Genomic DNA, 13,398 nt, shown 5'->3' with positions numbered 1-13,398 from the left:
ATTCGCTGTTCTGTGTTGAGCCGCTCACATCGGCTCAATCATCTTCTATTAATTTATAAATCACAAACAATGCAGCCTCAAGCATCACCCATAACACGCAGGTGATTGTGACGTACTTATCATCGAAGATGCTGATGCCATGTAGAATAAGGTCATAGCCGAGGAAAACCCCAACCACAATAGCGATAATAATTTGTAATATTTTAATAAAACGAGGCATCTACCCTCCTAGTTTTGCAAATGAGCATTTCAATTATCTACTGATTTATAGACGATAACTGCAGCCTAAGCTGCAGTTATCGTGAGAACGCGATGAGATCAGATTAAGCTTTCTTTTGAGCTTCGGCAATCTTCACTTTCCATGTGTCTGGGCCTATTTGGTGAGCATTCGCGCCACGCGAGTCCACCGCAATCGTGACTGGCATGTCTTCAACTTCGAATTCATAAATGGCTTCCATACCTAAATCTTCGAATGCCACCACGCGTGCTTTCTTAATCGCTTTCGCCACTAAGTAAGCCGCGCCACCCACCGCCATCAAGTAGACCGCTTTGTGGTTTTTGATTGACTCCACCGTCGCAGGTCCACGCTCTGCTTTGCCTATCATCCCCATAATGCCCGTTTCATCAAGCATCATGTCGGTAAATTTGTCCATACGTGTCGATGTGGTCGGGCCTGCTGGACCAACAACTTCATCACCCACCGCATCAACGGGGCCAACGTAATAGATAAATTTACCTTTAAGATCGACGCCTTTAGGCAGCCCTTCGCCATTTTGCAACATTGCTTGGAGTCGTTTATGTGCGGCATCGCGGCCCGTTAAAATCTTACCGGAAAGAAGCAGTGTTTCACCGGTTTTCCATTCTTGAACCTCTTCTTTAGTAACCGCATCAAGGTTGACGCGGCGCGCGCTTGCTCCTGCGTCCCACACAATTTGTGGCCAATCTTCTAGCTTTGGTGGTGTAAGTTCAGCAGGGCCCGTACCGTCTAGCGTAAAGTGAACATGGCGGGTCGCCGCACAGTTAGGGATCATACAAACAGGTTTAGACGCGGCGTGAGTCGGCGCTGTTTTGATTTTTACATCCACAACGGTGGTTAAGCCACCAAGCCCTTGCGCACCAATGCCTAAACGGTTCACGCGGTTAAAAATATCTAACCGCAGTTCTTCTTCCGCATTTTGTGGACCACGATCAATCAGTTCTTGAATATCGATATGCTCCATCAGTGATTCTTTAGCAAGCACAGCCGCCTTTTCCGCGGTGCCGCCAATACCAATGCCGAGCATACCCGGAGGACACCAACCCGCCCCCATCAAGGGTACGGTTTTTTCTACCCATTCAGCAATGTCATCGGAAGGATTGAGCATTACCATCTTGGTTTTGTTCTCACTGCCGCCGCCTTTGGCTGCGATTTGGATGTCGACTTTATTTCCTGGCACCATATTGATATGAACGACAGCAGGCGTATTGTCTTTAGTATTAATACGCTTACCAGCAGGATCCATTAATATAGAAGCTCGCAATGGGTTATCTGGATTGGTGTACGCTTGACGAACTCCTTCATCAATCATTTCTTGCACCGTGAGATCAGACTCCCACTGCACATTCATACCAATGTTAACAAAACAGGTTACGATGCCGGTATCTTGGCAAATGGGTCGATGCCCTTCTGCTGACATGCGCGAGTTAATGAGAATTTGTGCGATCGCATCTTTCGCAGCTTGGCTCTCTTCTCGATGATAAGCCTTTTCTAGCGCTTGAATGAAGTCCAGAGGGTGGTAGTAAGAGATATATTGAAGAGCGTCAGCGACACTGCTGATCACATCCTGCTTGCGAATTACCGTCATTGCGTGCCTCGTTATTGTTATGCTTCCCTTGACTGTTGCGTGTTCCTCATTCAATAAGCGGTAAGCTTCTCAGCAAAAAATCAACTTATTGATGTGATTCAATCAAGTAGCAGCTTTTAATTTGCATTTTATGATACTCTTGCTTTACTCAACACGCCATGCAGTGATCGGTCTCTTTGTCACAAATTACGCAAATGAACAACAACGAATTCAATCATATCCAAGTTAACGCACTGACTTACCATGTCGAACTCGCTCACCAATTGTTTTCTAAAATCGAAGACTGCCCGTGGGCTATGCTGTTGCGCTCCGCCTCTAAGACGCATATCGATAGCCGTTTTGATATTTTAGTCGCTGAACCACTGGCCACCTTAGTGACACAAGGGGATAAAACGACGGTATGCGAACCGCAGTCTCGTTATGATTCTCAGGCAGACCCATTCCAACTGATCAAACAGTTGCAGCAGCAGTATTTGCCCGATGTTCAAAGCGATATAGACCTTCCTTTCGTGGGCGGTGCACTCGGTTATTTTGCCTATGACTTAGGGCGGCAGATAGAACGAATTCCAACGCTCGCTGAGCACGATCTATCCACACCTGATATGGCGATTGGTCTCTATCAATGGGCTGTGGTCGTTGATCATTTGCACCAAGCCGCCTATGTGGTAGGCAATCATATTGATGAGGCATGGCAATGGCTCAACACTCAGAACCCCAAAAACAACGGCCATTTTGCATTGCGCTCTGATTGGCAATCCAACATGAGTAAAGAGAGCTACCAACGGAAATTTGAGCAAATCCAGCACTATTTGCTCAGTGGTGATTGTTATCAAATCAACCTTGCACAGCGTTTCCAAGCGCATTATGAAGGCAGTGAATGGCAAGCTTATCAAAAACTGGAAGCGTTTAATTGCGCACCATTTTCGGCTTTTATTCGCTTAGAGAAGTCAGCGATTTTGAGTGTCTCTCCCGAACGTTTTATGCAGGTCAAACACAACATCATCGAAACTAAGCCGATAAAAGGCACCCGACCAAGAAGCGATAACCCCAGCATTGACGCCGCTAACGCGGCAGACCTTGCTTGCGCAGAAAAAGATCAAGCAGAAAACTTGATGATCGTTGACCTATTACGAAACGATGTTGGCCGTGTGGCAAAACCGGGGTCTGTACATGTGCCTAAGCTGTTCGATATTGAAAGTTTTCCTGCCGTGCATCACCTTGTGAGTACCATTCGCGCAGAACTTGATTCCACCTATTGCGCGGCCGATCTATTAAGAGCCAGCTTCCCCGGAGGCTCAATTACTGGCGCACCAAAAGTACGTGCAATGGAAATTATTGAGGAGTTAGAGCCTCACCGCCGTAGCGCTTACTGTGGCAGCATCGCCTATATTAGCCGCCACGGGACAATGGACAGCAGTATTACTATCCGAACTTTGGTGGCAGAGAAGCAACAACTGCACGTTTGGGCTGGTGGCGGTATTGTTGCCGATAGTCAGTGTGAGCTTGAATATCAGGAGACACTGGATAAACTGAGCCGAATTTTACCTGTGCTTGAACATTCTCGTTAACCTTTCCAAGGTTTATTGAACTAGGCTAAAAAGAGGTAGACGCAAAATCCAAATAGGTAACGAAAATGAAGAGAAACAGCGTACAGACTGCGACCCCCTTGACAAAAGATCGGCTTATCCAGCGCTTTCAGTTGCAACAACCTGTGCCTTATCATGAAGAATCTATCCGTCGTGTGGCACACCTTGCTCCTCAAACCCTACGCAAGGCTTCAGTGTTAATTGGTTTTGTTGAGCGGAAGAATGGTTTAAATGTGGTATTAACCAAAAGAGCTGCGCACCTTAAACATCATCCGGGACAAATCAGTTTTCCTGGCGGGAAATATGAGGAAGTCGATGGCTCACTGCAGATCACTGCGCTTCGTGAAGTAAGAGAAGAAATTGGAATTCTAGCAAACGACATCACTATTTTTGGGCAACTGCCTGAATTGGTTACCGTCAGTAAATTTGTAGTGACGCCCTTTCTTGCTTTTATCAACCCCAATTACAAGGCCATTATTGATACCAATGAAGTGGACGAAATATTTGAAGTTCCCGCCCACCACCTGTTTGATCGAAACAAACTCTATAGCGAATTATTTCAAGTAAAAAATCAACGACATCGCGTTTTCGCCATCCCTTATCAACATCATTTTATTTGGGGGATGACAGCGCAGATCATTCATGTTTTGCAAAAACAAGTTATTCAACCTCATTAATATTCAAACTATTCAACCATAAGTTTAAATAACACGGATGATTATTTTTCCTTATCCCGCCCAAAAGCAAACGTTTGGCATGAATAAATGTTAATCGAAGCATTATATTGATAACTTTTACTAATCCAAATCATTAACATTACTCACATGTAGCACGCCATTTTCGTGATCAAAAATGGGTTTTTGACATATCATTCAATAAGCCAGAACGTTACATGATTTAGATCTAGTTTTCGAATGAGAAAATTATGCAAAATGCGCTCGACTTATTTCCTGTTCCCAAAAATGAGTAATACAATATGAACACAACAACTTCGTCGGCATCTGCCGTACAATCCTCTAGCAAGTGGACTTATAAAGATTTCACTTGGTGTCTTTCACTTTTTGGTACAGCCGTTGGTGCCGGTGTACTTTTCCTTCCAATTAAAGCTGGTGCGGGTGGTTTTTGGCCATTAGTAATGTTAGCCCTAATTGCGGCGCCAATGACTTGGTTCGCACATAAAGGCTTAGCTCGCTTTGTTCTTTCTTCAAAAAATGTTGATTCTGATATTACTGACACAGTAGAAGAGCATTTTGGTAAAACTGGCGCAAACCTTATTACTTTCGCATACTTTTTCGCCATCTACCCTATCGTTCTTATCTACGGCGTTGGTATCACAAACACCGTTGATTCCTTCCTTGTTAACCAAGTTGGCATGGAATCGATTCCTCGTTGGTTACTTTCTGGTGCGCTGATTGTGGCAATGACGGCTGGCGTAGTATTTGGTAAAGAGCTGATGCTAAAAGCAACGTCTGCCATGGTGTATCCATTGGTTTTCATTTTATTAGCACTTTCTTTCTACCTTATTCCAGAGTGGAACACCTCTATGATTGAAGTCGCACCTGATTGGTCTGCGATGCCAACCATCGTTTGGCTTGCAATTCCTATCATTGTGTTTTCATTCAACCACAGCCCAATCATTAGCCAGTTCTCTAAAGAGCAACGCCTACAACATGGTGACAACGCGGTTAAGAAAACCGATATGATCACTGGTGGCTCGGCCATGATGCTGATGGGTTTTGTGATGTTCTTCGTGTTTTCTGTTGTGCTGTCTCTGTCGCCAGAGCAACTCGCGTTAGCAAAAGAGCAAAACATTTCTGTGCTTTCTTACCTAGCAAACATCCATGAATCACCAATCATCTCTTACATGGGTCCTCTTGTTGCCTTTGCAGCGATTACCTCTAGCTACTTTGGTCACTTTTTAGGGGCACATGAAGGCCTAGTTGGTTTGATTAAATCTCGCTCAAATAGCTCAGTAAGCAAGATTGAAAAAATGTCACTGATCTTCATCGTGTTGACAACTTGGATCGTAACGATTGTAAACCCAAGCATCCTAGGCATGATTGAAACCATGGGCGCACCGATGATTGCTGGCATCTTGTTCCTGCTGCCTGTATTTGCAATGCACAAGATCCCTGCAATGGCTAAGTTCAAGACTTCAGCACCAGTACAGATTTTCACAACTATCTGTGGTCTTGCTGCTATTACTTCTGTAATCTACGGCGCTCTTTAATCTGGTGGTTATATCAACCGTCATGAATACTGCATACAGAACATAACTATAATAATGAGCCTCCCTCTTAGCTAGGGGGGCTTACTTTTGAGGTAATCGATATGATTAGTGTATTTGATATCTATAAAATCGGTGTTGGTCCTTCAAGCTCACACACAGTGGGACCGATGAAAGCGGGTAAAGAGTTTATTGATGATTTACGTTCAATGGGAAAATTGCGCGACATCACTAAAATCACCGTGGACGTTTATGGTTCATTATCACTGACAGGGAAAGGTCACCACACAGATATCGCTATCATCATGGGTCTTGCTGGTAATACCCCTGAGAAAGTTGATATCGATGCTATTCCAGGCTTTATCGCACGCGTTGAAGAAACCGAGCGTCTTCCCGTTGGTATGCACTGTCATACCGTATCATTTCCTAAAGAAGGTGGAATGAATTTCCACAAAACGAATTTATCCTTGCACGAAAACGGCATGCAGATCCACGCGTGGATCGATGATGAAGTCGTTTACTCAAAAACCTACTACTCTATCGGCGGTGGTTTTATCGTTGATGAAGAAAACTTTGGTAAAGAAAAAGAGAACCCAATTAAAGTTCCTTATGTCTTCACTAGCGCTGACGAGATGATGAACCAATGTAAAGAGAGTGGTCTTTCCATCAGTACGCTGGTTATGGCTAACGAAAAAGCACTGCATTCTGATGAAGAAGTTCGTACTTACTTTGCCAATATTTGGAAAACCATGCGCGAATGTATGGACCGTGGTATGAATACTGAAGGTATCTTACCAGGGCCTCTTCGTGTTCCACGCCGAGCGGCAGCGCTTCGTCAACAGTTAATGACCTCAGAAAAAACCACCAACGACCCAATGGCGGTCGTTGACTGGGTAAACATGTACGCTTTTGCAGTGAACGAAGAAAATGCCGCGGGTGGGCGTGTGGTGACAGCACCTACTAATGGCGCATGCGGTATTATTCCTGCAGTGTTAGCCTATTACGATAAATTCATTCAGACCGTTACTGAAAAAGACTATATCCGTTACTTTGCCGCCTCTGGAGCTATCGGTGGGCTTTACAAACGTAACGCTTCTATTTCTGGTGCGGAAGTGGGTTGTCAAGGTGAAGTAGGTGTTGCCTGTTCGATGGCAGCCGCGGGCCTTGCAGAACTGATGGGTGGAAGCCCTGAACAAGTTTGCATGGCCGCTGAAATTGCGATGGAACATAACTTGGGCTTAACCTGTGACCCTGTCGCGGGACAAGTACAAGTGCCTTGTATCGAGCGCAATGGTATTGCTGCAGTGAAAGCGATCAACGCAACGCGTATGGCGCTACGCCGCTCATCGGCACCTCGTGTTTCGCTTGATAAAGTGATCGAAACCATGCTTGAGACAGGTAAAGATATGAACGCCAAATATCGTGAAACGTCCCAAGGTGGTTTAGCGATTAAAGTCGTTTGCTAACGAGCACCTATCTATTTAAAAACCTCGTTCATTAAAACTTAACGCCACTCGCTTAACAGCGAGTGGCGCATTTTACGACTTTACCTCACGATCCAGTGAGGAACTTAAAACTGACCGAGATATTCCCAGCTACTGTTGGTTGGATTGGGATCGGTTGGGTAAGGGAAATAACCGTACTTAGTCACTTTCAAGCGGTAGTAATGATAGCCGCCACGGAAAGCGTATTGATAAATATCGTTCACTTGACCACGCTGGCCATCACTGCCCCACACGCCCATCGCATCTTGTTGATACCACTCCAGTAACGAACGTTCAAAGCTTGCTAAATCACGATTTAATTCCGCAAGATAAGCTTGAATGGTGCTGTCGCTGCCAAGGTAAACCCAATCTAGGTTTGACTCTCCGAGCATCGGGAAAGCTTCCCCCTCTCCTGGGCGTTTTTGGATAAAGTAATGGTTTTCACCATCGATTTGCCCAACAAACACCGCATTTTGCGCCTTATCCCAAGTGGTTGAGGTACGCTCATCCCATGTCAATAAGCGAGATACACCAAAGTAGCTTTGTACACGCGCTTCAATGCTCACACCAACCGCTCTATTGAGCTTGATTGGGTTGAAAGCAAAGTTCACATAGCGATCTGCCGAACCTAGGTATTTCCAACCTTGATTACTGGTTTGATCGGCCGGGAATGCGCCAGCATCTACCATACGCATTACAAAGTAATCACGCATCCCCGTTTCTGGGTTCGGGTAGACATACAATGCCCCCGATCGGCGATCCGCTTTCGTCACGCCATTGTTTAGAACGCCACGCCCATAGTGTTCGGCCACAAAAGCATCAAACTCAGCGATCGTTGCAAAATCCGTGTTCAGCAGAGTTTCATTCTGTGCGAAGGTTGGTGTCATATCGACCACTTGGCTGTAACCGTACTCTTGGCCAATGATGATTGGGCCTTTGAGCTTATCCAGCAGCGGGTTCTGATCTGGCGTCATTCGAATCAGTTCTGTTTCACCACCGCGATCCGAACAATGCAAACTCACTTGAGTTGGTACTCCATTCTCCATCGATAAGTTAACGTGGAACTTGTTACTTTCATTGCCAGCGTGGCGAGAGGCACTTAATCGAACTTGTTCGTGGATCCCATCTGCAAATTCAACATCCAACTGACACTGGCCCTGAACCTGGTAAGTAGGACGCAACACTTCATCGCCACGAATGGCATAGCGCCACGTTTGGCCATTTTTATGCATCACACCTGCAACCTGTTCACATTGGTTACCGACGACAAATCCAGCTCCATCGTGATCATTTCCAGACTTATTGAGTGTACATAGGCTCACTTCACCGACATCGGCCGTCGGTGTGTAAGTCACCGTTCCGCGACCATACTTGGAAAGCAGTTCATACTCGCCTTGTGCAGAAGTCATGTTCACGTTGATGTTCCATGTCACATCGCGTCCAACAGAACAACGGTCGGTACTGGGTTCAACTCCACCGACAAACTGCGATCTATCGCCATTGGCCGCTTGGAAAGTAAACTTACACAAACGTTGCAGCTCACCATCTATGCGTAATGTTTGCCAAATATCGCTATCGAGCTGTGCCTGAGTCAGGTTCGCCACCGCTTGCCAACCTTCCAACTGATAATCCCCTTGATCTGGCTGTGGCAGCTCAAACACGTTGCCATAATTCGAGTAAATCAGAGGATATATTTGGCTAGGGTTCTCATTCTGCGGATCGTAAATCCCCAATAAAGTAACTACGGGTACGCCCACTTGCTGCGGTTTCGGTGTATCGGTTTCTACCGCTTCATAACGTTGGGTACTCTGATCCCACTGCACATAACCGCTTGGGCTGTTGCTATCAAGGTTAAAACCGTTGTTCATCCAACGCTGTGCTTTGCGTGACTGAGCCGGATGCTCCAAGGTAAAGCGGCTGATGGTGCCCACGTACTCTTGTTCACCGCCATTTTGCGCATCACGCAGGAAACGGAAGGCATCTTTAAACGGTGGCACAATATCATCACCTTGCTGTTGGGTATAAACATCGCCTTTCCAGTGTAAGTTACCAATAAAGCGTTGGTGGAACGCATCCCACCCCCAACCGGACTCCAGATCGTGAATTGAGGCCATGTACGGCCAATGACCTAAACCATAGTTATGCCCAAGCTCATGAGACCACTCGTTACCTGTCGTCGCTTCCAGTGTCACGATGCCGCCACCGCCACTGCCGCCATGAACCACAACTTGAGCTAAATCTGTACCTTCTTTGGTATACACCCCGACGTTGGTGTGTGCGGTAATGTGGTTGTAGCGGCGGTTGTATTGCTGCGAATAACCCGCACTACTCACAATGCCGACGTTGGCGTTGTTAACACCTGTAGAGACCAACGCTTTACCGATCGCTTCACGCATATCGCCGCTGTGCCAACCACCCGTACTCGCACTCTTATCGGTGTACACCACACCATTTGGCATAGTGACAACAGGAAAATAGGCAGGAGTGTAGTCAGCCATCACCAATTTAGACGCGGGTATTTTTTGGAAATAATCCGCGGCCAAAGTTGGAAGATTTTGAATCATCGTATTGCGGTTACGCGGTTGAGTCAGCATGCCCATGTCGATATTTTGAATCACCAACTCAGGCGCACCACCAAACTGGATGTCTCCTTGGCTGAGCACACCTTCACGGCCTAAATTGTCGGTCAAGCGCAGTGAGAGCTCCGGCTTCATCCAGTTCCATTGCAGCGGCAGTGACCAAGCGTGATGAGAGAACACCACCTTCATACGGCCATTCTCTGGCTGATCCGATGCGGCCAGAGCACTGGGCGGCAGCATCAAGGTGGTGTGCACTAATTCGCCATCGAGGAACACTTCGGCGCGGACTTGGTTAATCTCTTCCCCTTGTTGCGGGGTAAACAGCAGCATCGCTTCACGGTTCATGATCACGTCCAAATGACCTTGACCAGTTAACTCATTGCTATTCGGCGCGACTGATGTATGGGTTTGAGTAATGCCCAACCCACCCTCTAAACTGCCTTGCAAATGGTTCGGGGTTGGGATTTCATCGGCAAAACCGACTCGAGCATCTTGAGTAGTAAAGCGCACTACCTTGGGCTCAGCACAATCCACTGAATTACACGAGTTCAACACCATCTCATATGATGTGCTTGGCTTAAGGTCACCGATAAAAAAGCCCGCAGAAACCGAATCATAGCGGCGAACATCCTTCGCATCACTCAAATTGGTTAAGGTGAGCTGAGTCTTATCGGCTTCATTTTGCCCAAGCCAGTCAAATGACACACCGACATCAGACAGGCTCGAGACGGTTAACGAGGTAATCTCTGGCTTCACTAACGCACCACAATCAGAGGTTTCGGTACGATAGATGACATCACGTTGCCAAATATAGCTACCATCGGCGCGCTTAGACCCGTGTGCCGCAGGAATGTATTCCACAAAGCAGCCTTGCTCGTCCGATTCGTAAACACCAAATTCGCGGCTCATCAGATAAAAACCGCCGTCGTACACCATGAATTCCCAACTCTGATCGACAAAATCGATCACATTGCGATAAGGCGTATCATCGCCACTTTGATAAGGTATAAAGGGGAATTGCAGATCATTTTTGTAACTAAGCCGATAATCGAAGCCTTTATAGTGGATCCAACGCTCACCGTTGCGTTCAAACACCCCTTCTCCACGTTCGGCGGTCGCTTTAATCGATTCTAATCGCTCGACGATTTTTTCCCCGATCTGGATCAAGGTGAGCTCATTTTGCGCCCAAACGGGTGCGCTTCCCAGTAGCCCTGCTACCAGAAGCGTTAATGGTTTCTTATTCATCATTGGATTGCTCATTTTAGTTTATAGTGACGTGCCTGAATTTCAGCAGCAGCAACCCACGAAATCTGCGCTGGTTAAGCAACAATCGATTCCGGATATAGACAACTGGGTTACCGATTCATTATTAGTTACCTAATTTCATTTCGATAGAATCACTATGTCCGTAACGAGATAAGGGTTCCAACCCAATGAGGTTGACGTCTTGAAAGTGAGAATTCACGCGAAAAAGTGTGCAACAAAAATGCATACAAACAATAAATAATTTTATTAAAATCAATCAGAAACAATGATACTTAAGAATATAACACGCACACCAAAAGAGAATGATTACGATTGTTCATGAGCATTGAGAGGATTAAGCGATCAACTTTTTGGCGATTTTATCGCACAGATATTGACTAAATGGCAGCGTGTCAGTCACGGTAAGAAAAGAGATTGTACATATGCAGACTGCGTAGGTTTTTATGTACACCTTTTTGCACAGCCTTCTGAACGTGAGATCTCCTGCATAAATAATGAAACATCACATACATAACAAATTAAAATGCGATATAGGTTTAATTTATTGACTGAGCAAATGGTTATCTTAGTTGCGATTTAACTATCCAATGAGAAAATTATGACAACGAAAATTTCATACCTTACCCTACTGGCACTGCTTTGCTCTCCCCTTACCAGTGCGCAGACAGAAAATAGTAACGCTGAGCAACCATCAAGCCATGTGACATGTCGCGCTCACAACCTGACTCTGAATTTAACCACCGATCAATACGCTTCTGAAACAAGTTGGGAAATAAAAAACAGCCTCTCACAGGTTATTTATGCGGGTAATAATTACTCAGACTCCACATCTTATAGTCAAGAAATATGCTTATCGGATGGTGAATATCAATTCACCATCCATGACAGTTATGGTGATGGTATTTGCTGTGGCTCTGGCAATGGCCTTTATTCCTTAGCCAAAGGCTCGGAAATACTGGCCTCTGGTGGAGAATTTCAATACAACCAATCAAACAGCTTATTACTTGGTGAATCAACACCTCCCGCTAACCATGACTATTATCAAGCCGCGATAGGAAAAACAGGTTTTGAACTAAAAACGGCCTTATACAACATCATAAAGAATCATAATAGCCGCGGTTATTCCGCAATTTGGACACTATTACAAAATGCAGACATAGATAACTACTATGAGAATGACGGTTCAATGTTAGATATCTATTCTGAGAAACCTGACAACAACGACAGTGTTAGTTTTACTAAAGTCAGCGATCAGTGTGGTCAGTATCGACGAGAAGGCGATTGTTACAATAGGGAACACTCATTTCCTAAAAGTTGGTTTGGGGGCAGCGTTGAGCCAATGAATTCCGACGGTCACCACTTGTTTGCCACTGATGGTTTTGTTAATGCAAAACGCAGTAACTGGCCATTTGGCGAAGTTGGTCATATCACTTATACCTCAAGTAATGGTTCAAAACTTGGCAGTGCAAGCAATACGCTAGGTTATAATGGCACCGTATTTGAGCCTATTGATGAATTTAAAGGCGATCTAGCGCGCGCCTATTTTTACATAGCAACCCGCTACGAGAACCGTATCGGCAGCTGGCAAGGAAATACTGACAACGCTGATGCCATACTTGATGGTACTAGTACCGTGGTTTTTGAAGCTTGGGCTCTGGCGATGCTAAAGCGTTGGCACCAAGAAGATCCTGTGAGTGCTAAAGAACGCCAGCGCAATGACGCCGTTTATCAATTTCAAGGTAACCGAAATCCCTATATCGATCATCCTGAATATGTAAGTCAAATTTGGGGTCATTAGGCTCTTTATATTGGGTAAGTAGATAGGCGCGATAGTAGTGCCTATCTACTTGTTATTTATTGTTTATTGTTTATTGTTTATTGTTGGGAATTATCTGCTGGTATTAGCCTTTATAAATACAACCCGCCGTGCAGGTTTCTTTAATTTCAACTTTGCTGAGCAGTGGTAAGCTTGGCTTTAATTGTTGCCAAATCCATTTCGCAAGCACTTCACTGGTTGGGTTCTCTAACCCTTCAATGTCATTCAAGTAATAGTGATCTAAACGATCATAAATAGGTTTAAATATCGCTTTAATTTCAGAAAAATCAATCACCCAACCAGTATGAGGATCGACCTCACCTTCTACATACAGACGAACTAAAAAAGAGTGCCCATGTAAACGGCCGCACTTATGCCCTGCAGGTACATGAGGTAAACGATGCGCGGCTTCAAACATAAACTCTTTGTATAATTCTGTTTTCATCTTGGTTCTCAAGCTTTTAAAAGAGAGGCAATACTAAGGAATATAGACTCACGAAACAAGTTTCTAGACAGCTTTGTTTACATTGCAAGACAGATGAAGCAGTACAATTTATCACGGTGATACAACGGAAAATCCCACGCCTTTGAGTGAT

Annotated in this window: 9 protein-coding genes; 5 read left to right on the top strand and 4 right to left on the bottom strand. The window is 45.2% G+C overall.

Annotated features, from left to right (window positions below; translation table 11 throughout):
* Positions 1–34: 34 nt before the first annotated feature.
* Both AACQ75_RS05890 and AACQ75_RS05885 read right to left on the bottom strand, forming a co-directional pair.
* Positions 35–220: a hypothetical protein gene (locus AACQ75_RS05890; protein ID WP_010320694.1), complete on the bottom strand. Its 186-nt coding sequence runs from the start codon at positions 218–220 to the stop codon at positions 35–37.
* A gap of 103 nt (positions 221–323) precedes the next feature.
* Entirely contained in the window at positions 324–1,844 is a 1,521-nt protein-coding gene (locus AACQ75_RS05885) for a fumarate hydratase (RefSeq protein ID WP_170888384.1), read from the bottom strand.
* Positions 1,845–2,020: 176 nt separating this feature from the next.
* Between AACQ75_RS05885 and pabB the strand changes: the two genes are divergently transcribed.
* The 4 genes from pabB to AACQ75_RS05865 all read left to right on the top strand — a co-directional run bounded on the left by pabB (position 2,021) and on the right by AACQ75_RS05865 (position 7,123).
* Positions 2,021–3,412, top strand: coding sequence for an aminodeoxychorismate synthase component I (gene pabB / locus AACQ75_RS05880; protein WP_170888383.1), 1,392 nt, complete (start codon positions 2,021–2,023; stop codon positions 3,410–3,412).
* A 65-nt stretch (positions 3,413–3,477) separates the two neighbouring features.
* Positions 3,478–4,107 carry a CoA pyrophosphatase gene (locus tag AACQ75_RS05875; protein ID WP_017044764.1) on the top strand — a complete coding sequence of 210 codons (630 nt, stop codon included), beginning with the start codon at positions 3,478–3,480 and terminating at the stop codon, positions 4,105–4,107.
* A gap of 299 nt (positions 4,108–4,406) precedes the next feature.
* Entirely contained in the window at positions 4,407–5,660 is a 1,254-nt protein-coding gene (locus AACQ75_RS05870; RefSeq protein ID WP_017047579.1) for an aromatic amino acid transport family protein, read from the top strand.
* Positions 5,661–5,761: 101 nt separating this feature from the next.
* The gene (locus AACQ75_RS05865) at positions 5,762–7,123 is read left to right on the top strand and encodes an L-serine ammonia-lyase (RefSeq protein ID WP_013856773.1); all 1,362 of its coding nucleotides are present in this window, start codon (positions 5,762–5,764) and stop codon (positions 7,121–7,123) included.
* A 104-nt stretch (positions 7,124–7,227) separates the two neighbouring features.
* On the opposite strand, the gene AACQ75_RS05860 is transcribed toward AACQ75_RS05865, so the two are convergent.
* The gene (locus AACQ75_RS05860; protein WP_170888458.1) at positions 7,228–10,965 is read right to left on the bottom strand and encodes a M66 family metalloprotease; all 3,738 of its coding nucleotides are present in this window, start codon (positions 10,963–10,965) and stop codon (positions 7,228–7,230) included.
* A gap of 619 nt (positions 10,966–11,584) precedes the next feature.
* Between AACQ75_RS05860 and AACQ75_RS05855 the strand changes: the two genes are divergently transcribed.
* Positions 11,585–12,784: an HNH endonuclease signature motif containing protein gene (locus tag AACQ75_RS05855; protein WP_064625287.1), complete on the top strand. Its 1,200-nt coding sequence runs from the start codon at positions 11,585–11,587 to the stop codon at positions 12,782–12,784.
* Positions 12,785–12,887: 103 nt separating this feature from the next.
* On the opposite strand, the gene queD is transcribed toward AACQ75_RS05855, so the two are convergent.
* The gene (gene queD, locus AACQ75_RS05850; protein ID WP_010320709.1) at positions 12,888–13,247 is read right to left on the bottom strand and encodes a 6-carboxytetrahydropterin synthase QueD; all 360 of its coding nucleotides are present in this window, start codon (positions 13,245–13,247) and stop codon (positions 12,888–12,890) included.
* Between the last annotated feature and the right edge of the window lie 151 nt (positions 13,248–13,398).

It is taken from the genome of Vibrio sp. B1-2 (genome assembly GCF_963888445.1).
GTDB classification, from domain to species: Bacteria; Pseudomonadota; Gammaproteobacteria; order Enterobacterales; family Vibrionaceae; genus Vibrio; species Vibrio anguillarum.
Note: the sequence above shows the minus strand (reverse complement) of the source record. Positions and strands in the feature narration are given on the sequence as shown.

What these genes read in the sequence shown, in the direction of transcription:
- AACQ75_RS05890 (WP_010320694.1), bottom strand. Translation starts at nt 220, where the DNA reads ATGCCTCGTTTTATTAAAATATTACAAATTATTATCGCTATTGTGGTT.
- AACQ75_RS05885 (WP_170888384.1), bottom strand. Translation starts at nt 1,844, where the DNA reads ATGACGGTAATTCGCAAGCAGGATGTGATCAGCAGTGTCGCTGACGCT.
- AACQ75_RS05875 (WP_017044764.1), top strand. Translation starts at nt 3,478, where the DNA reads ATGAAGAGAAACAGCGTACAGACTGCGACCCCCTTGACAAAAGATCGG.
- AACQ75_RS05870 (WP_017047579.1), top strand. Translation starts at nt 4,407, where the DNA reads ATGAACACAACAACTTCGTCGGCATCTGCCGTACAATCCTCTAGCAAG.
- AACQ75_RS05865 (WP_013856773.1), top strand. Translation starts at nt 5,762, where the DNA reads ATGATTAGTGTATTTGATATCTATAAAATCGGTGTTGGTCCTTCAAGC.
- AACQ75_RS05860 (WP_170888458.1), bottom strand. Translation starts at nt 10,965, where the DNA reads ATGAATAAGAAACCATTAACGCTTCTGGTAGCAGGGCTACTGGGAAGC.
- AACQ75_RS05855 (WP_064625287.1), top strand. Translation starts at nt 11,585, where the DNA reads ATGACAACGAAAATTTCATACCTTACCCTACTGGCACTGCTTTGCTCT.
- queD (WP_010320709.1), bottom strand. Translation starts at nt 13,247, where the DNA reads ATGAAAACAGAATTATACAAAGAGTTTATGTTTGAAGCCGCGCATCGT.